Origin of the sequence: Flavobacterium sp. LMO8 (assembly GCF_009495755.1) — a bacterium.
Taxonomy (GTDB): Bacteria; Bacteroidota; Bacteroidia; order Flavobacteriales; family Flavobacteriaceae; genus Flavobacterium.
Map to the genome: position 1 here is coordinate 34207 of NZ_WIBJ01000028.1, position 25988 is coordinate 60194.

The 25988-nt window shown below is 33.5% G+C and carries 17 protein-coding genes; 7 read left to right on the forward strand and 10 right to left on the reverse strand.

Going from position 1 to position 25988, the window contains the following annotated elements; genetic code table 11:
- Window positions 1–58 precede the first annotated feature (58 nt).
- From GFJ94_RS05100 to GFJ94_RS05110, 3 genes are all read left to right on the forward strand, one after another.
- Window positions 59–991, forward strand: a complete 933-nt coding sequence (locus tag GFJ94_RS05100) for a bifunctional riboflavin kinase/FAD synthetase (RefSeq protein WP_153200502.1) — start codon at window positions 59–61, stop codon at window positions 989–991.
- Window positions 988–2295, forward strand: a complete 1308-nt coding sequence (locus GFJ94_RS05105; RefSeq protein WP_153200503.1) for an HTTM domain-containing protein — start codon at window positions 988–990, stop codon at window positions 2293–2295. Before GFJ94_RS05100 ends, GFJ94_RS05105 begins: the two co-directional genes overlap by 4 nt.
- 70 nt (window positions 2296–2365) lie before the next feature.
- The gene (locus GFJ94_RS05110) at window positions 2366–3004 is read left to right on the forward strand and encodes a hypothetical protein (RefSeq protein WP_153200504.1); all 639 of its coding nucleotides are present in this window, start codon (window positions 2366–2368) and stop codon (window positions 3002–3004) included.
- A gap of 51 nt (window positions 3005–3055) precedes the next feature.
- Here the strand turns inward: GFJ94_RS05110 and GFJ94_RS05115 are convergent, their stop codons facing one another.
- The 3 genes from GFJ94_RS05115 to GFJ94_RS05125 all read right to left on the reverse strand — a co-directional run bounded on the left by GFJ94_RS05115 (window position 3056) and on the right by GFJ94_RS05125 (window position 13656).
- The gene (locus GFJ94_RS05115) at window positions 3056–4444 is read right to left on the reverse strand and encodes a dipeptidase (protein WP_153200505.1); all 1389 of its coding nucleotides are present in this window, start codon (window positions 4442–4444) and stop codon (window positions 3056–3058) included.
- Window positions 4445–4547: 103 nt separating this feature from the next.
- A complete protein-coding gene (locus tag GFJ94_RS05120; RefSeq protein WP_153200506.1) occupies window positions 4548–8840 on the reverse strand; it encodes a M43 family zinc metalloprotease in 4293 nt (1430 codons plus the stop codon).
- Window positions 8841–8952: 112 nt separating this feature from the next.
- Window positions 8953–13656 carry a choice-of-anchor D domain-containing protein gene (locus tag GFJ94_RS05125; protein ID WP_153200507.1) on the reverse strand — a complete coding sequence of 1568 codons (4704 nt, stop codon included), beginning with the start codon at window positions 13654–13656 and terminating at the stop codon, window positions 8953–8955.
- 172 nt (window positions 13657–13828) lie between these two features.
- Here GFJ94_RS05125 and GFJ94_RS05130 point away from each other — a divergent pair, with 172 nt between their 5' ends.
- Window positions 13829–14263, forward strand: coding sequence for a regulatory protein RecX (locus GFJ94_RS05130; protein ID WP_153200508.1), 435 nt, complete (start codon window positions 13829–13831; stop codon window positions 14261–14263).
- Window positions 14264–14473: 210 nt separating this feature from the next.
- On the forward strand, window positions 14474–15520 hold the full coding sequence (gene thiL / locus GFJ94_RS05135) for a thiamine-phosphate kinase (protein WP_153200509.1): 1047 nt from the start codon (window positions 14474–14476) through the stop codon (window positions 15518–15520).
- An 86-nt stretch (window positions 15521–15606) separates the two neighbouring features.
- Here the strand turns inward: thiL and GFJ94_RS05140 are convergent, their stop codons facing one another.
- Window positions 15607–17148, reverse strand: coding sequence for a glycine--tRNA ligase (locus GFJ94_RS05140; protein ID WP_153200510.1), 1542 nt, complete (start codon window positions 17146–17148; stop codon window positions 15607–15609).
- A gap of 63 nt (window positions 17149–17211) precedes the next feature.
- Window positions 17212–17982 carry a hypothetical protein gene (locus GFJ94_RS05145; RefSeq protein WP_153200511.1) on the reverse strand — a complete coding sequence of 257 codons (771 nt, stop codon included), beginning with the start codon at window positions 17980–17982 and terminating at the stop codon, window positions 17212–17214.
- A gap of 61 nt (window positions 17983–18043) precedes the next feature.
- Here GFJ94_RS05145 and GFJ94_RS05150 point away from each other — a divergent pair, with 61 nt between their 5' ends.
- Both GFJ94_RS05150 and GFJ94_RS05155 read left to right on the forward strand, forming a co-directional pair.
- Window positions 18044–18727 carry a ComF family protein gene (locus tag GFJ94_RS05150; RefSeq protein WP_153200512.1) on the forward strand — a complete coding sequence of 228 codons (684 nt, stop codon included), beginning with the start codon at window positions 18044–18046 and terminating at the stop codon, window positions 18725–18727.
- A 67-nt stretch (window positions 18728–18794) separates the two neighbouring features.
- Window positions 18795–20396, forward strand: a complete 1602-nt coding sequence (locus GFJ94_RS05155) for an Ig-like domain-containing protein (RefSeq protein WP_153200513.1) — start codon at window positions 18795–18797, stop codon at window positions 20394–20396.
- Here GFJ94_RS05155 and GFJ94_RS05160 read toward each other — a convergent pair.
- The 5 genes from GFJ94_RS05160 to GFJ94_RS05180 all read right to left on the reverse strand — a co-directional run bounded on the left by GFJ94_RS05160 (window position 20393) and on the right by GFJ94_RS05180 (window position 25971).
- A complete protein-coding gene (locus tag GFJ94_RS05160; RefSeq protein ID WP_153200514.1) occupies window positions 20393–21157 on the reverse strand; it encodes a nitrilase family protein in 765 nt (254 codons plus the stop codon). The two genes, GFJ94_RS05155 and GFJ94_RS05160, sit on opposite strands and share 4 nt — an antisense overlap.
- 81 nt (window positions 21158–21238) lie before the next feature.
- Entirely contained in the window at window positions 21239–22000 is a 762-nt protein-coding gene (locus tag GFJ94_RS05165; protein WP_153200515.1) for a succinate dehydrogenase/fumarate reductase iron-sulfur subunit, read from the reverse strand.
- A gap of 6 nt (window positions 22001–22006) precedes the next feature.
- Window positions 22007–24016 (reverse strand): fumarate reductase/succinate dehydrogenase flavoprotein subunit, encoded by a 2010-nt coding sequence (locus GFJ94_RS05170; protein ID WP_153200516.1) that lies wholly within the window; start codon window positions 24014–24016, stop codon window positions 22007–22009.
- An 18-nt stretch (window positions 24017–24034) separates the two neighbouring features.
- The gene (locus GFJ94_RS05175; protein WP_153200517.1) at window positions 24035–24919 is read right to left on the reverse strand and encodes a succinate dehydrogenase cytochrome b subunit; all 885 of its coding nucleotides are present in this window, start codon (window positions 24917–24919) and stop codon (window positions 24035–24037) included.
- Window positions 24920–25098: 179 nt separating this feature from the next.
- Entirely contained in the window at window positions 25099–25971 is an 873-nt protein-coding gene (locus GFJ94_RS05180; RefSeq protein ID WP_153200518.1) for a hypothetical protein, read from the reverse strand.
- Window positions 25972–25988 lie beyond the last annotated feature (17 nt).

Sequence of the window (25988 nt, forward strand, 5' to 3'; positions counted from 1 at the left end):
CTAATTTTATGTTAGTCCTCTTTTTTTATATACTAATTTGTAGATTTGTAAAAAAAAATTGAATTCACTTTCATCTATATATTGTTTTAAATCAACAAAAAAAAACATTCTTACCCTAGGTACATTTGATGGGGTTCATCTTGGGCATAAATCTATTTTAGATATAATGAAGAAAGCAACCAAAAATGGCCTTTACGAAAGCATTGTGCTTACATTTTTTCCTCATCCAAGAATGGTATTACAACAAGACTCATCTATCAAATTATTGAATACTATTGATGAAAAAGCCAATTTGTTAGAAAAATTCGGAATTGATAACTTAATCATTCATCCTTTTGATACGATTTTTTCTAATTTATCAGCTGAGGAATTTGTTAAAGAAATTTTGGTTGACAAATTAAATATTCACAAAATTATTATTGGCCATGATCATCGTTTTGGGAAAAACAGAACTGCCGACATAAATGATTTAATTGCCTTTGGGAAAAAATACAATTTCGAGGTCGAGCAGATAGGCGCAAAAGAAGTTGATGAAATTGCTATTAGTTCTACAAAAATAAGAAAATCCCTTTTAGACGGTGACATCAAACGAGCAAATCAATATTTAGGATATAATTATTTTATCTCCGGAAAAGTAATTGAAGGTAAAAAAATAGGAAGAACTATCGGCTTTCCAACTGCCAATATTGAAATTATAGAAGACTATAAATTGCTGCCAAAAAATGGAGTTTACATCGTGTCGAGTAAGATAAAAAACAATTTATATTATGGTATGATGAACATTGGAAACAATCCAACATTAGGTGAAAATGTGCAGTCAATAGAAGTTCACTTTTTTAATTTAGATGAAAATATTTATCAGGAAAATTTACAAATTTCCTTTTTAGAACATATTCGAGAGGAGCATAAATTTGATTCAATTACTGAATTAAAAAGCCAACTTGAAAACGACAAATCATTTTCAACTGACTATATTCAAAAATTAAAATGAAAAACCTATTTCGAGAAATAGATAACAGTCCGTTAATTGTTTTCCGAATATTTTTTGGGTTATTAGTTGCTTGTGAAAGTTTTGGTGCTATACTTACAGGTTGGGTAAAACGGGTTTTAATAGACCCTGAGTTTACTTTTTCATTTATTGGATTGGAATGGCTGCAACCTTTGCCTGGTTTTGGAATGTATTGCTACTTTTCTTTAATGGGCTTTTTCGGACTAGCCATTATGCTAGGATATCGTTACCGAATTGCCATCATTTCCTATGCCATTTTGTGGGCTGGCGTGTATTTCATGCAGAAATCTGCTTATAATAATCATTACTATTTATTACTTCTCATAAGTTTTTTACTTATTTTTCTTCCTGCAAATCGATATGCTTCATTAGATGTAAAACAAAATCGCATTTCAGAAGAAAAAACAATGCCTTATTGGATAAGTCTTTTATTCATAATTCAAGTTGGGATTGTTTATGTTTATGCCTCTCTTGCTAAATTTTATCCTGATTGGTTAGATGGCACTTTTACGCGAAACTTATTAGTTGGTTCTACTGAAATAATTGCCTTGAAAAAACTATTTCTTCAAAAATGGTTTTATCTGTTTATTGCTTATATGGGAATTATTTTTGATTTGTTAATTGTACCGCTATTGCTATTTAAAAGAACCCGAATAATAGCTTTAATTGCGTCATTAACTTTTCATATTTTTAATGCGATATTTTTAGAAATTGGGATTTTCCCTTTTTTTGCACTGACTTTTGCTTTATTTTTTTACGAACCCGAAACCATTAGGAGAATATTCCTTAAAAAGAAACCAAGTGTTGAAAATGAAAATGTAAACCAAAATTTCTACGGAAAAAAAATTGTTTACTTTTTGATGATTCCGTATTTGGTGATTCAGCTTTTACTTCCGTTACGTCATCATTTTATTGAAGGCGATGTACTTTGGACAGAAGAAGGTCATCGATTAAGCTGGCGTATGATGTTAAGAGAACGTAGTGGTTACATTGTTATTCGTATTAAAGATTTAAAAACTGGTGATGAATCATTTTATGATTACAGTAAAAACCTAACCGATAAGCAAGCCCAAAACTTAGCCACAAAACCCGATTTCATTTGGCAATACTGCCAACGAATTAAAAAAGAATACAAAGGAAAACCCATAGCAATTTACATTGATTGCAAAAACAGCATCAACAGAAAAGAACTAAAAACTTTAATTGACCCAAAATTTGATATGGCTAAAGCCGAATGGGATTGTTTTGGACATAATGAATGGATTGTTTGGAATAAAAAATTTTAATTGCCTATAAAAGAAGACTTTTCAATAGAAATTTGTTAAATTTGTTAAAACTATAAAAATTAAGGATATCATGAAAAAAATTAAATCTTCTTTATTTGTAATTGCTTGTGCAATTGCATTGTTTAGTTGTAAAGATGAAAAAACAGTTAAAGAAACAGTTAAAGAAACAGAGCCAACTATTGATTCAATTAAAAACGAAACCCTTTCAACAGCAACAGATTCAATAACAGAACTTCAATCATTTGCAGAAGGAACTACTGATGAAGCCATCGCAGGACAAATTAAAAACTTCCTAACAAATGTTTTCTTAAAAGATGATTTAGCAAATTTAACAGAAAGCGACAGAAAATTCCAGTTTCAAGTTATCGATCTAAATAATGACGGTAAAAATGAAATTTTTATAAATTTCATTTCTTCATATTTTTGTGGCTCTGGAGGGTGTTCTATCTTACTAATAGATAGTAATTGGAAAACAATTACATATTTTACTGTTACATCTACACCACTTTGGATTGAGAAAAAAGGTGCAAATGAATGGGCAACGATTATGGTAAAAAGCCAAGGAGAATTCAAAGAATTAGAAAATAAAAATGGCAAATATCCTTCAAATCCTTCTGTTTTACCGAAGTCTAAAAATGATGCCCCAAGCGGAAGTGCACAATTGATTTTTTCAGATGATTTTGCTCCAGCTAAAACTTTTACTTTTTAATTTGTTTGAAAATAGAAATAAAAAAAATCCCGATGAAAATCGGGATTTTTTTTATTTATTCATTTCTGTGAAATACTTGTAGAATAGTGGAATGGTTTCAATTCCTTTTAAGTAATTGAAAACTCCAAAATGTTCGTTTGGTGAGTGAATCGCATCACTATCTAAACCAAATCCCATTAAAATAGTTTTACTCTTTAATTCCTTCTCAAATAAAGCCACAATAGGAATACTTCCGCCTGAACGAACAGGAATTGCAGGAACACCAAAAGTTTCAGTATAGGCTTTGTTTGCAGCTCTATAACCAACGCTATCAATAGGCGTTACATAACCTTGTCCACCATGATGCGGTTTTACTACCACTTTCACTGATTTAGGAGCGATACTTTCGAAATGTTTTTTAAACAATTCTGTAATTTCTTCCCAATCTTGATTTGGCACTAAACGCATCGAAATTTTCGCAAAAGCTTTGCTTGCGATAACTGTTTTAGCTCCTTCACCCGTGTAGCCACCCCAAATTCCGTTAACGTCTAATGTTGGACGAATAGAATTTCTTTCATTAGTAACATAACCTGTTTCACCGTGAACATCTTCGATATCTAAGGCTTTTTTGTATTTCTCTAATGAGAACGGTGCTTTTGCCATTTCAGCTCTTTCAGCAGCAGATAATTCTTCTACTTTATCGTAAAAACCAGGAATCGTAATATGATTGTTTTCATCATGTAACGAAGCAATCATTTTGGTTAACACGTTAATTGGATTCGCAACTGCTCCACCGTATAAACCTGAGTGTAAATCTCTGTTTGGACCTGTAACTTCAACTTCAACATAACTCAAACCTCTCAAACCTGTTGTGATTGATGGTTGTTGATTAGAAATCATTCCGGTATCCGAAATCAAAATTACATCATTCGCTAATTTTTCTTGATTTCTTTCTACGAACCATCCTAAACTTTTTGAACCAACTTCTTCTTCGCCTTCAATCATGAATTTTACGTTACATGGCAAGCAATTGTTTTGAATCATGTATTCAAAAGCTTTCACGTGCATGTACATTTGACCTTTGTCATCGCAAGCACCACGAGCAAAAATAGCTCCTTCTGGGTGAATTTCTGTCGTTTTAATTATAGGTTCAAAAGGTGGCGATGTCCATAATTCAATTGGATCTGGTGGTTGCACATCGTAATGTCCGTAAACCAAAACCGTTGGTAAATTTTTATCGATGATTTTTTCTCCGTAAACAATTGGGTAACCAGGCGTTTCGCAAAGTTCTACAAAATCGCAACCTGCTTTTTCTAGACTTGCTTTAACTGCTTCGGCTGTCAATACAACATCGTGAGCATAAGCGCTATCAGCACTTACTGATGGTATTTTTAAAAGTTCGATTAACTCGTTTAAAAAACGTTCTTTATTTTCTTGAACGTATTGTTTTATATTGTCCATTGTGATTGTTTGATAAAGTTCAAAAATACAAAATTGATTTCATATGAAATAAAAAAAGCCCAATCTTTAACGATTGAGCTTTTAGTTAAAATATATTTTGAACTTAAAAAATTATTTTCTTAGTTACTTTAGCTCCGTTTTCTAGCGTTACTTGAACAAATAAAGCAACGTTGTTTTTTTGAATTTTTGAATTTTCAAATTTAGTAACACTTACTTCGTTTGAATCTAAAAGCAATTGACCTAACACATTGTAAATTTTCACATTGCTTATTGAAGTCGTATTTGAAACCACTTGAATCGTATTGTTTGAAATCACCATTACCTCATCGTTAGCAACAAAGTCAGTATTTCCTAACGTTTCATTATTGTATCGCAAAACAAATCTATCATTAAATTTACCCATTGATGCAGAAAACGAATAAGGGTTTTGTCTTAAATCATGGATTATTCCTAAAACTTTATCTTCTAAATAAATTGGTAAGTCAGAAGCAACTCCATCTAATGCTGCAATTGCAATTGAGTAATTACCATCCGTTGTTATATTTACTCCTAAAGCTACTCTATCATTCGTATCCATAGGATACGACTTTCCTTGGATAGTTAGTAAATTATCTTCCAATACAGAATAAATTTTCATCGAAAGTCCGGCAGCTGTTATCGCATCATAAAGACGGTCTTTCCCTGCGGTTGCTCCTTCAGTATAACCAACTAAAGTTCTATCAGAATTATTTCTACTATCTACGATATCTAACCAAATTCTTGCTGCTACCACACTAGGATTTTCTTCTCCTTGAGCATTTCTATAAAACTGGTTATTTGCATAAGAAGCGCTTCGTAATGAATTATTAAAAGTAACATTTTGAGTAGCTGCAGCTCCATCGTTCATTTGTACAAAGAAACCTTGTCCGCCTGCAATATATCCATTAAAACCTAGTGGACCACTTACTGTTCCTAAACCATTATAGGTAATATAATCAGCAGGAGTATAATTAGATTGTGTAGTTCCATAAAAAGGTGAAGAAATTGCAGAAGATGGTAAATTAGCATGTGTCCACAAACGTATAGCTCCTTCAATATTAGTATTTAAATTTAAGAAATCTAAAGCACGAATAGCCGAAGGATAAGGATTTCCGACTAAATTCCAGTTATCATCCAATCTTGTAATTTGTGCGCCGTTAGTTCCGTTGTATGAACCTCCTGTAAAATTTCCTCTAGAAATTGCTGTTGTAATTACTCCGTTATTTGGTATTCCACTAACAAAATTCGCCGTATAGTTTTGCGCTGTATTAGTAAAATTATCTGGACCTCTAACGATATATCCAGTAGCTGGCATCATTATTTCATTTGCAGCTGAAACCCAATCCCCAAATCCTGAATTTGCATTTGCAATAGTTGGATTCCATCTTAAGATATTTGCTGATGGCGTTAACGGAGAAATAGCATTTACATTGAAGTTACTTATTGGCGATGACCAATAAACATAATCATTCATTCTAATTGAAACGCTTCGTTCGTAAGAAATATTTCCCGTATTAACTGCTGTATCATCAATTTGAACTAATGAGCCATTATTCAATACATTTAAAGTACCATCTACTGTAATATTTCCGCCAACTGTTATATTTGTATTTCCGCCAATAGTAGCAACTGCTCCTAAATTCACCACTAAACTACAACATGTTAAACTACCATTTGTTGTTGTATTATAATTTCCATTAATTACCGCAACTATCTTATCGTAAGGCACACCATTACTCCATGTTGTTCCATTCCAAGTTGAAGTAACATCACCACAATTAACAACTGATTGAGGACCTAAAGTATATCCTCCTGATAAAGAAGAGGTAAAGGTTGCTTGAAAAACAACATTTGTTCCAAAAGAGCTTATGGTAACCGGTTGTGACTCGATAGTATAAGTAGCAAAATTTACTTGATTTACAACACTTACAGGATTATTAACAACTTTAATAATAAATAAATCATTTCTTGATTTTCCAGTTGCGGTTTCCCATGCTGCCACTTCCGCTTCTGTATAATAAAAAGAAATAGAATAACTTGCTGTTGGGCTGTCATTTTGAGGAATTACTCTAAATGTTTTAGACAAAATTGCATTAGCCGCAATAGCATCTGTAAAAGGTGACGTTGGGCTTCCGACTGAAGTATTACTTCTATCAACATAAACAGTTGTACAGCCATAATCAAAACTTGTGCTTGCATTGATACCAGACATTATTCTTCCTGTAGAACTATCCTTAGCATATAATTGCCCGCTAGATTTTAATGTAGTCGTATAAGCTGTTGCTACATTAAGCTCTGTTTGAACAGGGGTTTCAACTACTGAAGTGATATTTAAATTATCTAAAAGTAATAAACCATCAGTTGCATTATTGTTAGTATGGCGAAAAACGATATGCCCAGTTTGACCAATAAAAGCTGATAAATCATGTGTTCTTAGCACGGAAGTGTTTTGGGCTATAGTTGACGATGTTTGTAAAGTAGTTCCTGCTGTAATATTTGCTGCTGTTGTAGCATTTGTTGTAAAATAAACAATATAATTTCCTGCATCTGCACCAAATGCAGCAAATATATAGGACATACTAACCGAAGTGGCACTTGCAGGAATTGTTATTTGAGGTGAAATCAAATAATTATTTGGTGTGGCATTTCCCCCTCCGCCTAGATAAGCTCTGTTTTTTTCAGAATAAGCACATCTTCCTACAATTGTATTAGGCGCTGTTCCTATTCCTCCAGCTCCATTAACAATACCCCAAGTATCAGCATCTCCATCTATTAATAACCAACCTGTTAAGTCTTCAAAATCTTCAGTTAATAAATTAATCGTTTGAGTTAATGTAGGAGCAAAGTCATCATTAACAATTGTAATCTTAAAAAGATTTCCTTCATTAGGATTTGCAATGGCATTACCTCCATTAGCGTTAACAGTAAAAGAAATTATTAATTCCTCATCTGGCTCTACATTACCATCGTTTAAAACTCTAAATACAAAATTTTGATCCGCTGTGACACCTGAATTAAAGGTTACAGTCGGGGTGATTATTTGAATATCTGATGCATTTGCAACAGAGGCTACATCAATACTAAAAGTTACAACTGCATTTTGGGAAGGTGCTCTATCAATATTTAAAGGAATTGTATATTCTGCATAACTACATCCGTTACCTTCTAAAACACTTTTTGGTGCTCTAACCTCGCAAGCTGTTCTTTTAAATTGTATAAATGGCGTTGCTACTGGATTACACACTGTTGAAACAAGTAAATCATCTCTACGAGGCGAATTCATTAATACCGCTAACATTCTGTCTTTTTGATCTTGTGTAAAAATACTCATACAAGCATCATCTGTATAATCCATGTAATTTTGAATTTGATCATTTCCTGGATTTGCAGGACACGAATCAGTACCAATTGGACAACCAAAATTTGCTGCCCCTGCAACAGGAGTGTCGGCACAAAAGTCATCAACTCCACATCCTCCATCACCCCAAATATGGCGTAATCCAAACATATGTCCTACTTCGTGTGTCATTGTTCTTCCTTTATCGTAAGAAGTTCCTCCATAATTTCCTCCCGGGAATAAAGTTCTAGAACCCCAAGTAGAATAAGCGCAAACAACTCCATCGGTTGACGCTTCTCCTGTAATACAATCCTCTTCTGGCATTCCTTGTAACCCAGAACCTGTTGGGAATTGTGCATACCCTAAAACACTTGCTAAATCTCCTCCAAAATTGAATGTCCACATATTCAAATATTTTGTTGGATCCCAAATTGTAGAAGCTTTTGCGGCTTCTACAGCTGCGCCATTAAAAGATGCTGTACCAAGATTTCTTCTATCAATTCCGTTTGTAGGATTTCCGTTGGGATCAATTTGAGCTAAACAAAATTCAATTGTAGTGTCAACTCCAATTCCATCACCTGGTGATCCAGCAATTTTTCTGAAATCTTCATTGAAAACTTGAATCTGAGACAATACTTGTCCATTAGCTATATTTTCATTTACTCCAATGGCGTCACCATTATGAATAACATGTACTACAACTGGAATAGAAATAACTCCTGGAAGTCTACCTGTTTGACGTAATCGTTTAATTTCGTTAATTTTTGGCGCTAACCACGCCTCAAAAGCCTCATCAGAGGGCATTAATCCTTTTCCTTGTTTACTTTTTGTGTATTCTGTTGTTGCACAACGAACAACTCCATTTGGAGCAAACTGTCGGGCTTGACTCAAATGGTTTGAAAAATTGGAAGTTTTGTTTTTTTCTAATGTTTTAACGTTCGTTACTAAATCTGCCTTGTTTAGAGAAGTTGATTTATTTTGAGACCATAAATTGCTTTTAAATAAAAACACTAAAGATACAATTAGTATTCTTTTTTTCATTTTATTATAGATTTGTTGGGATTACAAATATAAAATGATTTTGTTAATTCCCTATTAAATCAACAAAAAAAGCGACTATTTATAGTCGCTTTTTTTAAATAAATTATAATTATTAGAAAATCAATTTCTTAGCTATTTTTTTACCATTAGTAAGTACAACTTGAATAATCAAAGGAGCATTATTTTTTTGTAGTGTATTTAATTCAAATGTGTTTGCGTTAACATTTCTCTCGGTTATTAATAATTGACCAAGAACATTATGGATTTGAACACTTTGAATTGTTGTTGAATTTGAATAAACTTTAATTGCATCATGTGAAGAAATTAATACATCAAAATTGTTTTCAAAATCATCATTGCTTAAAGTTTCGTTAGTGTAACGTAACACAAATCTATCATTAAGAATTCCATAAGTTCCAGTAAACGAATATGGATTTTGTCTTAAATCATGAATAACGCCTAAAGATTTATCTTCTAAATAAATGTTTTGACCACTTTCAAATAAACCATCAACGGCCGCAATAGCAATTTTATAAATTCCATTTGAAGGTGTTTTAACGCCTAATGGAACTCTATCTTCTTGTTCAAATGGCAAGCCTTTACCTTGAATAGCCATAACTTGATCATCAATTAAAGAATAGAAGTTTTGAGCTAATTTATAATCTGTAAACGCATCAAACATTCTATCTTTTCTGGCAGTTGCGCCTTCTACATAAGCCACTAAAGTTCTTGTTGTTTCATTTGTTGGGCTTATTAAGTCTAACCAAATTCTATGACGCTCGGTGTTGCCACTAGGACCCGCATTCGTAGAATTTGCATTTCTATAAAAATGACTATTTGAATAATTTTTACTTCGCATTGCATTGTTAAACAAAGCGGATGATGTAGTCGGAGTCCCTGGATTCATTAAAACAAAGAAACCTTGTCCTGCTCCAATTACACCAGGCGCACCAGGACCGCTTGTAGCTCCAGAACCATTAAGTGCAATATAATCTCCAGCGGTATAATTTGAAACGAAATTATCATAAAAAGGATCTAATATAGCTGTACTAGGCAATGTACCATGAGTCCAAAGCCTTATGAAACCATCAAGTTCTGTATTAGCGGTTAAGAATGAATTAATGCTTATTGATGATGGATACGGATTTCCTAGTAAATTCCAGTTATCATCTGTAGCTAATCTCATTACACCATTTGGACCAGCAGTTCCTGCATTTAGATTTGATCCTCTTTCAATAGTTGGAGTATAAACGCCATTATTTGGAACGCCATTATTAAATGTAGCTATCCAGTTTTGATTTGCAGTATTACTAAAACCATTTGGCGCTCTTACTATATATCCATTACCACCCGACATTGTTGTGGATGCATTTACCCAATTTCCTTCTCCTCCATTTGGATTTAAAATAGTTGGATTCCATTGCCAATGATAATAAGCTGGTGTTAATGGTGAAATACTATTCACATCAAAACCACTTACTGGTGACGACCAATACACATAATCTTGAAGTTTTACCGATGCTATTCTTTGGTAAGAAATGTTTCCAGTGTTAACACCTAAATCGTTTACTTGTACTAATGAACCGTTATTTAAAATATTTAAAGTGCCATTATTTGTTATATCATTTTGAATTAAAACAAAATCATCTGTTTGAATATTTAATGTAAAACCTGGGTTTACAAATAAACTACAACATTCGAAATCGCCATGAGATGTTGTATCATAGTCACCGTTTATGATTGCTAATTTACTTAAATCTGGAGTTCCATTTGACCAAGTTGTACCATTCCAAGTTGTAGCACTTGTATCTGTAATTTTCACAGCATTACTTGCTTTATAACAAGTGGCTGTATTCTCTCTTATTTGACAGTAATATTGGTAATTTATAATTCCTGTAGTTGAAGAAATTGACAAAGAGGCAGTAGTTGCACCACTATAAATTCCTCCATTTGTAACAGCTGTCCAAGTTGCGCTACCTGGTGCCGCAAAATACCATTGATAAGTTAATGCATTTCCTCCTGCAAATCCTTCCGTACCAGCTGTAGTTAAAATCGCTGATGTAGCACTACAAGAAGGTGTATATGTTGGATGCGCAGTTACAACTGGTGGTACGCCTGTATTAGGAAGAAGCAAACCAGCACTTGGATAACATTCTCCAGCGGCTAATGGTATTGTAATCCAGTCTGCTGCAACGTATGATGGTCTTGCGTTTAAAGCCCCAACATCTCTAACCATATAATATCCTGGAGCCAATGGGTAAGTATCTACATCGTCAATTACTACAGTTCCTGCAGCATTTCTTAATTGAATTCCATCATTTTCATTAAATCCATTGTCAATTGTGCCGTTTGTAGATGCAGGGCCACAACTACCAGTTGAAACTTTTAAAATCCCTAAAGTTCCTGGCGCTATTGTTCCTGTTAAAGTAGCGTAATCTACTTCATTTCCATCATCATGATTACTTGTTCTCCAAATGCTATAGTTAGTTAAATCAACTACAGCAGCTGTTCCATTATACAAAGTTATGAATCCTCCTGAACCCGTTTTTTCATCATGAATATCGTAAATAATTAAATCGGTAGTAGCTGGAGTTCCTTCACAAGATGAATCATCTTCTTTAATTACTGAAAAAGTTAATAAAGGCAAACTACAACCTCCTGTATCCTGAATAAAAATACTACCTATAGAAGCATTATTGGGAACTATTACTTCCATTAATGTATTCGAGACTACTGTAAAACTAGCTAATAAAGAATCAAACAAAACTGAAGTAGCAGAAGAAAACCCAGTTCCATTTATTGTTATTACAGTTCCAGGCGGACCTGATGTAGGTGTTATTGAACTTATCGAGGTAGAAGGCGAACAAACAGTTCCATTTCCTTGAATATTGAAATTATATGGATTTTCATCACTATCATTGTTTGCAATACTTAATGTTGCCGATCTTAATCCTGAAGCAGAAGGTTGAAATGTAATTTCAAAAGTTGTTGTTCCTGAAGCTGCAATTGAAGCACTTGGAATGATAGATACACTAAAATCCCCTGCATTTGCACCCGAAATAGAAACATATGGAGAAGCTGCTGTTAATACTAAAGGGTCAATACCCGAATTTTCGATAGTAAAAATAGTTGAACTACTATTTCCAACTATAGTTGAACCAAAATCAGTATCATCTGTTAGATTTGGAGTTATATCACCATCTACGATTTCATTTCCGTTGCCCAAAACAATCATTTCTACTGCTGCTGGTGTTCCACAGAAAACTTGGATGTCATCTAATCTCCATGGAGATGTTGTTCCTGACGATTTTCTGAATTTTATATAAACTGTCGAAAATGAAGTATAAGCTGATAAATCTATAGTACAGTTTGTAACTCCTCCAGAAATTGTATTTCCATGATTATAAGTTGAAACAGTTGTAAAGCCAGCTACTTGACTTGTTGTTGAGACTTCCACAATCAAATCTTTTGCAGTGGCGTTTGTTGTTCTAGCCAAATTAAAAGTCAATGAAAGAGGATTTGAAACCGAAACCATAGTTAATTCACTATTATTACCTCCAAATTCAGCATAATTAGAAGTAAATGTAACAGTATTTTGAATCCATCCAGAAGGCAAAGTATTAACTGCAAATGCTTCACTTAAACAAGGACCTGTTCCTAAAGTCAAAACTAAAGTTTCGTTATCAGCACCTATTCCATTTGTAGCTGTAATAGTAATATTAAAACTTCCTGCAACCGTTGGCGTTCCAGTAATAATTCCTGTTGCCGTATCTATAGACAAACCAGCTGGCAATCCTGTTGCATTATAACTCGTTGGGGAGTTTGTTGCTGTAATTGTATAAGTAAAAGAAGAGCCTTGATTACCCGATGCTGATAGAGAACTTGTAATTACTGGCGCACTTATTCCATTTCCTTGAATAGCGAAAGTATATGGATTTTCATTACTATCATTATTTGCAATGCTTATAGTTGCCGTTCTTAAACCATCTGCAGATGGGTCAAAAGTTACTTGAAAAGTTGTATTTCCTGAAACCGCAATACTATTAGACGGAATTGCTGTAACTGTAAAATCAGCTGCATTTGCTCCTGAAATAGTCACATAAGGACTCACTCCTGTTAAGTTTAAGGCAGCAGTTCCTATATTTTGTATCGTAAATGTTCTAACAATTGTTCCTGAAGCAGTTGAAACAGCACCAAAATCAGTATGATCTGCTAAAGCTGGCGTTGCATCTCCACTAACTATATCTATACTATTTCCTTGAAGGTTGATTTCAGGTGAAGCGGCTGTTGGAGTAACTGTACCATTTAAAGTGAAATCATCTAATCTAAACGTACCAGATCCTGTTGCTCCATTTAAGGACAAAATAACTGTTATCGTGCCCGTTTGGGATAAAACAGGACTTCCCACAACAACAGTACCTGTATTAGCTCCTCCTGTAGAGACAGATCCTGCACCAACACTTATTCCATTAATTGTCATTGACCAATTTTGAGCGCCAGTAGTGCTTCTTCTTGTCCAAAAACTAAAACTAGTTACATCTAATTGATAACCTCCTGCAACATTAAAAGTTAGTGTAACAGTTGGAGTTCCTGAAGAATTATTTAAAGAAATTGCTTGACCCGCACTTCCTGCAAAAGATGTCCATGCTCCAGTGCTATTTGACCATGAAGATACTGATAAATTAGCATCAATAATTCCTGGCGCAACATTGTAAGGATGAGCTGCAATAGCGGTTGTTCCAAAATCATGCTGATAAATCTGTCCCCAACTCGCAACCGAGCAAAATAACGCAACAATAAATAATTTTAATTTCATAACTTTGAATGAAAATATTAGATTTGGTTAAATTTCGCCTTCTTTGATTAAAAAAAAGCCTACAAAGATAAATCATAATTTTTTGATTATGAAATATTTATTGCATTATTAAATTGTTAACGAATTGAAAACTAATAAATCCGCTTTTTCCTTAAAAGAAATCTATACCAAGATGGAATATTACTGTGCTTATCAAGAGCGCTGTTATAAAGAAGTGGAGGGAAAATTGTATTCATTTTCGGTTAATTCTTCTGAAAAAGAGGAAATTCTGACTTATCTTATCGAAAATAATTTCATCAACGAAGAACGTTTTGCACAGAGTTTTGTTCGCGGTAAGCATAACTATAAATTTTGGGGTAAAAATCGCATTGTGAACGAATTGAAATTTCGAAATATTTCGTCTCGCATCATCACAATTGCGTTAAAAGAAATTCCAGAGGAAACCTATTTAGAAAATTTTCATCGTTTATCCGAAAAACATTGGGGCAACATCACCGAACAAAAAGGTCAAAAAAGAAATAAAAAATTCGTTGATTTCTTACTTCGTAAAGGCTATGAAACTGGGCTAATTTATGAGAAGTTGAATGAGTTGGAAGCTGGAAGTTAGAAGTTATTACACAGAGATACACCGAGCAACTTAGAGATACACCGAGATTTAAAAAAACTTTATAAAGTTCTTTGTAAAACTTAGCGAAACTTAGCGCCCTTTTAAACCGTAGATTCGAAGATTTTAAAAATTTACTTTGCGATACTTTGTAAAAAACTTTGCGCTACTTTGTGTAACAATAAAACCGTACTTTTGCAAAAAAAATAATCCATGTTAGAAAATAAAGACCAATCAAGAACCAGTTTGTCGCAATTAGGTGAATTTGGCTTAATTAAACACTTAACTAAAAACTTTACCATTACTCACGAGTCAACACTTAAAAGCATAGGAGACGATGCTGCGGTATTAGATTTTGGAGATAAAAAAGCAGTAATTTCAACTGATTTATTAGTAGAAGGCGTTCATTTTGATTTGGCTTACATGCCGTTAAAACACTTAGGATACAAAGCGGTTGTTGCCAATGTATCTGACATTTGTGCGATGAATGCTACTCCGACTCAAATTACGGTTTCGGTAGCGGTTTCGAATCGTTTTCCTTTAGAAGCTTTGGAAGAATTATTTGAAGGAATTACGTTAGCCTCAAAAATTTACAATGTAGACGTGATTGGTGGCGACACAACATCTTCGCAAAAAGGATTAATCATTAGCATTACCGCTATTGGTGAAGCGAATTTAGAAGATATCGTATATAGAAACGGAGCGAAAGAAAATGATTTATTAGTAGTTTCGGGCGACATTGGTGCGGCTTATATGGGATTACAAGTATTGGAACGCGAAAAACAAGTATTTCAAGTCAACCCAAACAACCAACCTGTTTTAGATGATTATACGTATTTAATCGAACGTCAATTAAAACCAGAAGCTCGCAACGACATTAAAGAATTATTAGAAAAATTAGAAATCAAGCCAACTTCAATGATTGATATTTCAGATGGTTTATCGTCTGAGATTTTACATTTGTGCAAACAAAGCAATGTAGGTTGTAATTTATACGAAGAGAAAATTCCGGTTGATCCACAATTGATTAATGTGTGCGAAGAATTTAATTTAGACATCACAACCGTAGCATTAAGCGGTGGCGAAGATTACGAATTGCTTTTCACCATTAAAATGGAAGATTTTGATAAAATCAAAGGCAATCCAAATTTCACCGTAATTGGACACATGGTTGCCGCTACCGAAGGAAATCATTTAATCACAAGAGCGAATACGAAGATTGAATTAAAAGCAAGAGGCTGGAATGCTTTAAGTGAGTAGTGTTCAGTGCTCAGTTTCTAGTGTTCAGAATATAAGAAAACCCCAAATTTAATTGAAATTTGGGGTTTTTACTTTTTACTTATCGACTACATTTTCATCAACCAGTTTCTCATTGAAACTTCGTTATTGATAATATCGCGTAATACTGAAATCTTCACTCTGTCTTGTTGCATAGAATCTCTGTGACGAATCGTTACCGTTTCATCTTCTAATGTTTGATGATCTACGGTAATACAGAATGGAGTTCCTAATGCATCTTGTCTTCTATAACGTCTTCCAACCGCATCTTTTTCATCATACGCTACGTTGAAATCCCATTTCAAATCATCGATGATTTTACGAGCTATTTCTGGCAAGCCGTCTTTTTTAACTAATGGTAAAACGGCAGCTTTTGTTGGCGCTAATACCGAAGGCAAACGTAAAACTGTTCTTGTTGAACCATCTTCTAAAACTTCTTCTTGTAAGGAGTTTGAAAAAACTGCTAAGAACATTCTGTCTAAACCAACCGAAGTTTCTACCACATAAGGCGTATAGTTCGAATTGGTGTCGTTATCAAAATATTGTAATTTTTTACCCGAAAATTGTTCGTGTGCTTTCAAATCGAAATCGGTTCTTGAGTGAATTCCTTCTAATTCTTTAAATCCGAATGGAAAGTTGAATTCGATATCCGCAGCAGCATTTGCGTAATGCGCTAATTTTTCGTGGTCGTGGAAACGGTAATTTTCCTTCCCTAAACCAAGCGACAAATGCCAATTTAAACGTGTTGTTTTCCAGTATTCGTACCATTTCATTTCTTCTCCTGGTTTCACGAAAAACTGCATTTCCATTTGTTCAAATTCGCGCATACGGAAAATAAATTGCCTTGCTACAATTTCGTTTCTAAACGCTTTACCCGTTTGAGCAATTCCGAAAGGAATTTTCATACGGCCTGTTTTTTGAACGTTTAAAAAGTTTACGAAAATCCCTTGAGCCGTTTCTGGACGAAGGTATAAATCCATCGCGCTTTCAGCTGAAGCACCTAATTTTGTTCCGAACATTAAGTTGAATTGCTTCACATCGGTCCAGTTTTTTGAACCACTTTCTGGACAAGCAATTTCTAATTCTTCGATTAATGCTTTTACATCTGCAAGGTTTTCTGTCTCTAAAGAACGCGCCATTCTTTCCAGAATTTCCTTCTTTTTAGACAAATATTCCATCACACGTGGATTAGTTGTTTTGTATTGCTCTTCATCAAATGAAGCACCAAAACGCTCACGAGCTTTATCAATTTCTTTTTGTGCTTTTTGATTTAATTTTTCGGCATAATCCTCAATTAAAACATCGGCACGGTATCTTTTTTTAGAATCTTTATTATCGATTAATGGGTCGTTAAAAGCATCAACGTGACCAGAAGCTTTCCAAGTGGTTGGATGCATCAAAATTGCAGCGTCTAATCCTACAATATTTTCGTGCATTTGCACCATAGATTGCCACCAGTATTCACGGATGTTCTTTTTTAACTCTACACCGTTTTGTGCATAGTCATAAACTGCACTTAAACCATCGTAAATTTCGCTTGACGGAAATATAAATCCGTATTCTTTTGCATGCGAAACTACATTTTTAAAAATATCATCTTGTTTTGCCATACTGCAAAAGTAAAAATAGGAATGAAATAAAGAAAAGAAATTGAAGAATAAAAATAAGAATTATTAATATTCGAAAATGGTTGTGCCAATTTTAACAAAATCGTGGTAGATATTGATTTTGTATTTTCCTTTAATTGTTTTGTTTTTTTCTAAATCTACATAGGTACAAACATCAGTATCCTTTTTTTGATAGTTTGCATTAACTGATGCGCTATATTGTAATTTAGTATTATTGCTTGATTCTATAAAAGTATTACCAGAGGAAATAATTTGATTCTTTGGGTTTACCACTTGCACATAAACTGTTTTATTACCAGAATGTGCCATTTGATTTTCTTCTAAAGTAAAACAAACACGTAATTGTTGAATTTTCGACTCACTCATTTTGTATGAGTCAGAATAAATTTTAACACCTTTAGCAGTAACATTTAGCGCTGTTAATTGAGAAGTTTTAATTTTTGATATTGTATTGCGTTCAGCTTTTAGGACTGAAAGACCAATTGCTTTTTTGCTTTGCTCATTTTTAGCATTATTTACAATTGCATCATCTATAGAATTAATTTTTGCGTTTTTTTGTGCAAATAAATTTGTTTGAGCTAACTTTAATTGTTCCTCAAAACGAAGGCTATCTATTTTACTTTTTATGCTAATTGAGTCATATTTGTATAGTATTTCAGACAATTGACTCTCTAAAACTTTTTGTTCTAAATCAGAATTTTCAACATATTTGTCAAAATCAGTCGAAACTTTATAAAATTTAACACTTAGCAACAACGACAAAACCATCAATAATATGATGCTGATTTGAGCTATTTTTTTCTTTTTAAGTGTCATTTTATAAACTTTTTTATAAATTTATTCAAAATTGTTAAAGTTGATATAATTAATCGATAAAATGCTTAAATATCTGATAAACTTACTTTTTCCAAAACTTTGCTTAGGTTGCAATGCTTTATTACTCAATAATGAGAAAATTATTTGTAGCGAATGCAATCATAATTTACCTATTACTAATCATCATCTTTTAGAGAGCAATGATACAACAAAAAAATTTTATGGCATAATTCCTATAGAATTTAGTGCATCAATGTTGTATTTTCATCATAAAGGTATTGTTCAAAATTTAATTCACAATTTAAAATATAAAAATCATCAAGAAGTGGGCTCCTTGCTTGGAAAATGGTATGCCAAAGATTTAGAATCTGTTAGTCAAATACAAACTGTATCGGAAATAATTCCGGTTCCATTACATAAAAAAAGATTAGAAGAACGTGGTTATAATCAGATTACTACTTTTTGTGATGCTTTGTCAAATGAACTTAAAATTCCTTATAATCCAAATCTTTTATATCGTAGTCGCTATTCGAAAACACAAACAAAGAAAGACAAAGAAAACAGAAAAGATATTGCCAATTCCTTGTTTGATGTAAATTTCACCGAAGCTGACCACAACAAACATTTCTTGCTTGTGGACGATGTAATGACATCGGGCGCTACACTTGAAGCTTGTGCCAAAGCTTTGTTAAAAATTCCAAACAGCAAAGTTAGTATCGTAACCATTGCATACACGCTATCATAAAAATTACTAAAAATTGTATGTTTGTACTAATTATAGTCGTTATTTTGTAACCACATTATTTGAAAAAATGACAAAATTTAAATATCTAGCTTTTTTATTAGCAAGTCTTTTATTATTAACCAATTGCGCTAAGCGTGGAACAATTACTGGTGGTGATAAAGATACTATTGCTCCAAAAATTACGAGTAGTAATCCTGAAAATTTTACTACAAATTTTAAAGGAAACGAAATCAAGATTAGCTTTAACGAACTTATTAAAATTAAAGACATCAACAAACAATTGATTATTTCGCCTCCAATGAAAAAACAACCTATAATTGTTCCTCAAGGAAGCGCAAGTAAATATATCTCAATTAAAATTTTAGACACTTTACAAGAAAACACTACATATAGTTTTAATTTCGGACAAAGTATTACCGATAATAATGAAGGAAATCCGTATTCGCAATTCAAATATGTTTTTTCGACAGGAAATTATGTGGATTCTTTAACTGTAGTTGGAAAAGTAAAAGATGCTTACGAACAAAAACCTGATAGTTTTGTTTCGATTATGCTTTATGATGCAAAAACATTTACTGATTCAACTGTTTATAAAGAAACTCCGTTATACATTACCAATACACTAGACAGTTTAAAAGTCTTTTCATTAGAAAACTTAAAAGAAGGCTCTTATAAAATTGTAGCCATGAAAGACAAAGCTGGCAACAACAAATACAATCCAGCAACAGATAAAATTGGATTTATTGATTCTCCTATAACGATTCCAACTTCAGACATGTTTGAATTAGAATTGTTTCAAGAAAAGCAACCTTTTAAAGCAGACAAACCAACACAGGAAAGCAACAACAAACTTTTCTTAGGATACGAAGGCGACTATAGAAACACTAAAGTTACCGCTTCTTATGGCAATACCGAAGTACCAATTAAAATAGGAAAATTCCCTGTAAAAGATAAAGATTCGGTTCAGATTTTTTATCCCAATATAAAAATGGATTCTTTACAAATTTCTGTTACTAACGGTACCTACTTTAAAAAATTCGTTTCTAAACTTAAAACGTTAAAAGAAGCAGATTCGCTTGATATTGAAAATAAAACAGGAAATATTTTAGCCTTCAGAGATGCCTTTGTTCTTAAATCAACAACTCCAATAACTGCTATTGATGAATCTAAAATTGTATTACGAAGTAAAGATTCTACAACTGTAAAATTTACATCAAAATATATTGATTTTGAACAAGAAATTGTTTTTGATTTTGAGAAGAAAGAAGACGAAAAGTACACCATGGAATTACTTCCGGGTGCTATCAAAGATTTTTATGAGAAAGGGAACGATTCACTAAAATATAATTTTAGTACCAAACAACTTTCCGATTATGGGAATTTAAAAATCAACATCTCAAATATCAAACGCTTTCCTTTTATAGTAGAGCTGCTAGATAAAAATGAAGTTTTATACAAAACAACTTCAAACAAAGAAACAAGTGTGTATTTTGAAACCATTGAACCAAGATTATACACCATTAGAATCATCTACGACGATAACTCTGACAACGAATGGACAACAGGAAATTACTTGGCTAAAAAACAAGCCGAAGAAATAATTTACTTTCCGAAGCTTATTGATGTTAGGGCGAATTGGGATGTTGAACAAGATTTTATATTGGATTAGATGATTTTAAAATCATCTCTATCATTAAGAAAATTCAATTTTTGACGGGTTTCTTGTTGGGCATTTTTATCTAATTCGAAGATAAAAACCCCTAATTCATTTTCGCAATCCACAATTGTATTTCCTAAAAAATCAGTTGCCTTAGAATGTCCAGGATATTCTAATTTATTGGCATCTTCGCCTACTCTATTGACGCCAATGGTGTAACACATATTTTCTATGGCACGTGCTTTTAAAAGAGCGTCCCATGCATTAATTCGTAGTTTTGGCCAATTGGCAACGTACAACAACAAATCGTAATTTTCAACATTTCTAACAAAAACCGGAAAGCGCAAATCGTAGCAAATTTGTAGGCAAATGTTCCAATTATTATAGTTTACGATAACTTTTTCTGTTCCTTTTGTATAGACTTTTTCCTCGCCAGCTAAGGTGAATAAATGTCGTTTGTTGTAATACTGTACTTCTCCAGAAGGAAAAACAAAAACCATTCGGTTGTAGAAATTATCATTTTCTTTGATTACTAAACTTCCTGTTATGGCACAGGTTTTCTTTTTTGCTAAATCTTTTAACCAAGTCATTGTTTCGCCTTCCATGGTTTCCGCAACAGTAGATGGATTCATAGTAAAACCTGAAGTAAACATTTCAGGCAAGACAAATAAATCAAACGATTCATCTTCGTTTAGGAAATATTCTTCAATAAATGTTCGATTGATTTCTGGATTTTCCCAAGCTAATTTGGTTTGAAAAAGCGCAATTTTCATTGGATAAAATTTTTATTAAAAGTACCAAAAAACGCATCCAAATGAATGAATGCGTCTTTATTATTTTGAAGATTCTATGAATTACTTCACAGATGCTTTTAAAAATTCTCTGTTCATACGAGCGATGTTTTCTAACGAAATACCTTTTGGACATTCGATTTCACATGCTCCAGTATTCGTACAATTTCCGAAACCTTCTTCGTCCATTTGGCGTACCATGTTTAACACACGTTGCGTAGCTTCTACTTTACCTTGTGGTAATAAAGCATATTGCGATACTTTAGCTCCAACGAATAACATCGCAGAACCATTTTTACAAGTAGCCACACATGCGCCACATCCAATACAAGCTGCTGCTTCAAACGCTTTGTCTGCATCTACTTTAGGAACTGGAATAGAGTTAGCATCAATAGTGTTTCCAGATGTGTTTACTGATACGAAACCACCTGCTTGCTGAATTCTATCAAAAGCCGTTCTATCAACAACTAAATCTTTGATTACTGGGAAAGCTTTACTTCTCCATGGCTCGATGAAAATCGTATCACCATCGTTAAACATTCTCATGTGTAACTGACATGTTGTAATTCCTGTATCAGGTCCGTGAGCACGTCCATTAATGTATAATGAACAAGATCCACAAATTCCTTCACGACAATCGTGATCAAAGGCAACTGGCTCTTTTCTTTCGTTAATTAATTGCTCGTTTAATTGGTCTAACATTTCCAAAAACGAACTTGCAGTAGAAACATTATCTAATTTATAAGTTTCTATGCTACCTTTAGAACTAGCATTCTTTTGACGCCAAATTTTAAGGTTTATATTGATATTTTTTGCTGCACTCATAATATTTTATTTGTAATTTCTAGCTGCAATTTTAATTTCTTCGTATTTCAATTCTTCTTTGTGAAGTTCTTCTTTACTGATGTCATCACCTTTGTATTCCCAAGCTCCAACAAATTTGAAATTTTCATCATCACGTAATGTTTCTCCTTCAGCATCTTGATATTCTTCACGGAAATGACCTCCACAAGACTCTTTACGTTGTAAAGCATCCATTGCCATTAATTGACCTAAATCAATAAAATCAGCGACTCTTAAAGCTTTTTCTAACTCAGGATTTAATTCATCTGCACTACCCGGAACATACACATCTTTGTAGAAATCTTCTTTTAACTGAGCGATTTCTGCAATAGCTTCTTTTAAGCCAGCTTCATTTCTTCCCATTCCAACTTTATTCCACATAATTAAACCTAATTTTTTATGGAAATAATCAACCGATTTAGAACCGTTGTTGTTTAAGAATTTACTAATTGAATCTTTAACTCTAGCTTCTGCTTCTAAGAATTCTGGAGAATCTGTTGCGATTTTTCCAGTTCTAATTTCGTCAGCTAAATAGTTAGAAATTGTGTAAGGTAAAACGAAATATCCATCTGCTAAACCTTGCATTAAAGCCGAAGCTCCTAATCGGTTTGCTCCATGGTCAGAGAAATTTGCTTCTCCAGCAACAAAACAACCTGGAATTGTAGATTGTAAGTTATAATCAACCCAAACACCACCCATTGTATAGTGAACCGCTGGATAAATTTTCATAGGCGTTTCATAAGGATTTTCATCCGTGATTTTTTGATACATCGTAAACAAGTTACCATATTTCTCTTCTAACCACTGTTTTCCTAAAGCTGTAATTTCTTCTGGAGTAGGATTGTGATTTCCTTTTGCGTACGCTGATTGTTTTCCTTTTGTTTGAATTTCTGTAGAAAAATCTAAGTAAACTCCTTCGTTAGTGTCATTTGCTTCAATACCGTGTCCAGCATCACAAACTTCTTTTGCAGCTCTTGAAGCCACATCACGAGGAACTAAATTTCCAAAAGCTGGATATTTTCTCTCTAAATAATAATCTCTATCTTCTTCAGCAATTTGTGTTGGTTTTAATTTACCAGCTCTAATTGCTTCAGCATCTTCTTTTTTCTTTGGAACCCAAATACGTCCTGAGTTACGTAACGATTCAGACATCAACGTTAATTTTGACTGATTAGTTCCGTGAACTGGAATACAAGTTGGATGAATTTGAACATAACATGGGTTTGCGAATAACGCTCCTTGTTTATGAACTTTCCATCCAGCAGTTACATTACTTCCCATTGCGTTTGTAGAAAGGAAATATACGTTTCCGTAACCTCCAGAAGCTATAACAACAGCGTGAGCTGAATGTCTTTCGATTTCTCCTGTAATTAAGTTACGAGCGATAATTCCACGCGCTTTTCCGTCAACTTTTACTAAATCTAACATTTCGTGACGGTTGTACATTTTTACACGACCTAACCCGATTTGTCTTGATAAAGCAGAATAAGCTCCTAATAATAATTGTTGTCCTGTTTGTCCAGCAGCGTAGAAAGTACGTTGTACTTGCGTTCCACCAAACGAACGGTTGTCTAACATTCCGCCATATTCGCGTGCGAAAGGAACTCCTTGCGCCACACATTGGTCGATAATATTTCCTGAAACTTCTGCTAAACGGTGAACGTTTGCTTCACGCGCACGGTAGTCACCACCTTTAATTGTATCATAAAAAAGACGGTAAATACTATCACCATCATTTTGATAATTTTTTGCTGCATTGATACCTCCTTGAGCCGCAATTGAGTGCGCACGACGAGGAGAATCTTGAAAACAGAATGCTTTAACATTGTACCCCATTTCTCCAAGAGAAGCGGCAGCAGAAGCACCTGCTAAACCAGTTCCTACCACAATAATATCGATTTTTGGTCGATTGTTTGGCGCAACTAATTTCAAGTGATTTTTATGATCGGTCCATTTGTCTTTTAACAGACCTGCTGGTATTTTAGAATCTAACTTCATAATATATACTGATGTTGATTATTTTTTAAAGTGTAAGATAACTGGAATAATTGCAAATAATAGTGGAACTATAATTGCGAATGCTCTTCCGAAAAACTTGATTGCTGGTGTTAATTTTGAACTAGTAGCTCCAAGCGATTGAAAAGCACTTTGAAAACCATGCCATAAGTGAAATGCCAAAGCTAACATTGCTAAAACATAACCGATTGTAAAAAACAATCCGTATTTAGCATCTTTAAAAAAGTCTACAGTTAATTTATACAAATCTTTGTAACCTTCAAAAACTACTTCACCTGTTTTTTTGTTTACGATTTTAGTCATGTCTTGCACTTCTAAATCGTATTGCCCTTGTGTTTGCATTTTGATTGTCTCAAAAAATTCTTTAGATAATTTTCCGCTTTGATCCAATTGCATGTAAGGCATTTGAGAATCTTTTGTTCCCACTAACTGAATTTGTTTTTGTCCCATACCATTGTCCATTTCTTTTTGAACTAACGGCATGTTTTTGTCAAAATGCATTTTTGCCCAAAAATTTACCATGTGTGTAGCAATAAAAACCATAATAACTGTTCCTAAAACTGCCATATTTCTTGAAGCTAAACTGCTTGAAGAACCATCTGTTTTAGCATAACCAACTGGTCTTGCCTTTTTGTTTTGGATTGTTAACATGATTCCATCAATAGCATGGAATAAAATTGAAATGTAAGTAAGATAAGAAAGTAACTTAACTGCCGGATTGGTGGTCATGAATAATGCATATTCATTAAATTGCTTACTGGTTCCAAAAATCAATTGAAGATTTCCTGCCAAATGCCCCGCCAAAAACAAGCATAAAAATAAACCTGTAAGAGCCATCCAGTATTTTTTAACGATAGATGACTTTAATAGTGCCGATTTTGCCATAATTTTTATTTGATTGTACTAGTTTAATAAAAAATCAAACAAAAATAAGGCTATTTGAAATTAACCACAACCTTTTTGAGCTAATTTATAATGATTTTAAAATGAATTTAACTATCGTTGAATATCAGCAACTTAGATGCTTAAAATCATGTCGATAAATAATATTTTAACAAATATATTTATTTGACGTAAGTAGGAATCAATCCTCTTAAACCCATATCAACCACATTTTCACCTATTGAAGGCTCATATTTACCATCTGAAGTTACTTCTTGCCATTCAAAACTGTTATTAGAAGAAAGTGATAAAGTAATCACTACATCACGCGTTTCATTACCATTAATGATAAGATTTTGTGCAAATTTCCCTGTTACTACACAAGAGCCCGTAGGTATTGGAGAAGTAGCCGCAATTGGGTTTGGAACCGTTGTAGCTCCAGCTGGTGCTTGCCCCGAAGTTGCATAAGGAAAATCATTCAAGGCAAAAGCCCAGTAACCTTGTAGTCGATTTGCATTAACAGGAAAAGAGTTATTACCAATAGAATGTGTTGTGATGTATGAGTTATATCCAACAAAACTTGCTAATTTCCCTAGATAATCAGTCCCTGCATTTCTAACAGAAATAGTATATTCTTGGTAAGCCAAAGAAACGCGAACGTATTCATAATTTCCTTGTGCTACTTGACTTAATGGAATTCTCAAAAATGCTTCGCCTTCGCCAACCACAACAGCTTTGCTAAAATCGATAGCTACAGCTCCACCTACAGTTGTTTCATCTGCGTGATATAAAATAGCTCCATTACCGAGCTGCGTATAAGCCGTGGGTGCCAACTCAAAATAATGAGCACTAATTTTATTAAAATCAGGTGATTGTGCTGCGTGACCAGATGGAATAGTAGCAGGTTGACCCAAATTATTCAATCGCACTTGATTAGGATCAAATTGAAATTTAACAATTAAATACGGCTCATCCGATACATCGTCTGAATCCTCACAAGAGAAAAAGGCAAATGCACCAACTATTAAAGTGAATAAAACTACTAATTTTTTCATACTATCGATTGTTTTCT